Genomic DNA, 1,354 nt, shown 5'->3' on the forward strand with positions numbered 1-1,354 from the left:
ATATTATACTAAAAGCGAAGAACGTCATTCCTGAAGCTGATGAATTTCTTTTCGACCAGTGGCTTTCGCATATTGACGCGTTTGAATCGCATGTCGCGGACGAAAGGGTAGACTACCGGAATCATCAATTCCCAAGAGCAGTAGTCGAATTAATTCATCACCATGCATGACAAAATAACGATGAAGTTATGGATTGAGAGGGCACTCCGGCGCAACGTCGAGGTTGTAAACTTTTATTTTTTTGGTTCGATTTTGACGCCAACTCGCAATCTCGGAGACGTGGATGTTGTGGTCGTCTTTTCCGCGTGGGACCAATACAACTTTTTGATGGATACCTGCCGATCGTTCAGATGTAGGTTTGGGATTCCCCTTCACATTCAATCGTTCCATGCAACTCAACGAAACGATATAACTCAATTCTTGAGCGACTCAGCCATATTGAGGCAGGGAAATGGGTAAAGATCTGCACTATTCAATAATGCGGTTTCTCGAGAAAAGGCTCGACGAGCACTCAGCTGTAAAAAAATGGGAAAGGAAAGACCTTGATGATTGGATAATGTACACAATTAGTAGATATAAGTTCAACGACGAGGTAAGAATTTGCTTGTCGGACGCCTATAAATTTACTGATTTTGATTATCATAACAGACCACCGTTTCTTACGATTGGGGACTATATTTTGGTTGCAAAGCCAGAGGGCGGCTTGATGGTTAGCGGTCACCTAGTCGACGCAGCCAGGATCGGGGTGGGCAAACTTGGTGAGATGATGGGGGCCCTTAATTCTAAAGAAATGTGGAGATACACGCCGCCGTCCGATGAAGAACTGAAGCGGCGGCGGGATCGCTCTCGTAAGTGAGTGACCACCGCTGATATGAGCGTGGAGACCAAATGCGTATAACACTCGCGGCCCAGGGCCTTATTCCGTGCAAGGGCTATGGCGGCATCCAGCGGCAGGTCGAATGGCTGACCACGGAAATGGTCAAGATGGGGCATCAGGTGACGTTGATCGCCGGTCCGGGATCGTCGCATCCGATGTGCGAGGTTCGCCACGCGGTCACCAATGACGAGTGCCGCGCGGCTGTTCCCAAGGACACCGACATCGTCCATCTCCACGCCTGGAAGGTGGAAGTCCCTTTTCCGACGCTCAATACCGAGCGCGGCCATCTGCCGGATTATCCGAGGCCGCAGCCGAACTGGAGCTTCATCAGCGCCCGCCATGCCGAGCTGCACGGCCGCAAGACCTTCGTCTACAATGGTTTTCCGGTCGACGCCTATCGCCTGGCGCCGTCGAAGAACGACCATCTGTTCTTCATGGCGGCCATCGCGCGGGCTGGAAAGGGTCTCAACCGGGCGG

General features: G+C 51.3%; 1 protein-coding gene and 1 pseudogene. Both read left to right on the top strand.

Features of this window, described 5'->3' with window-relative positions; translation table 11 throughout:
• Positions 1–451 precede the first annotated feature (451 nt).
• Positions 452–856: a hypothetical protein gene (locus tag EOA28_RS35795; protein WP_127251503.1), complete on the top strand. Its 405-nt coding sequence runs from the start codon at positions 452–454 to the stop codon at positions 854–856.
• A 32-nt stretch (positions 857–888) separates the two neighbouring features.
• Positions 889–1,354 (top strand): annotated as a pseudogene (locus EOA28_RS35800) (glycosyltransferase family 4 protein); the annotation flags it as partial.

It is taken from the genome of Mesorhizobium sp. M2A.F.Ca.ET.067.02.1.1 (assembly GCF_004023285.1).
In the GTDB taxonomy this organism is placed as follows: domain Bacteria; phylum Pseudomonadota; class Alphaproteobacteria; order Rhizobiales; family Rhizobiaceae; genus Mesorhizobium.

Bases quoted from the DNA above. Each gene is read 5' to 3' on its own strand.
- EOA28_RS35795 (WP_127251503.1), top strand. From the start codon at position 452: ATGGGTAAAGATCTGCACTATTCAATAATGCGGTTTCTCGAGAAAAGG.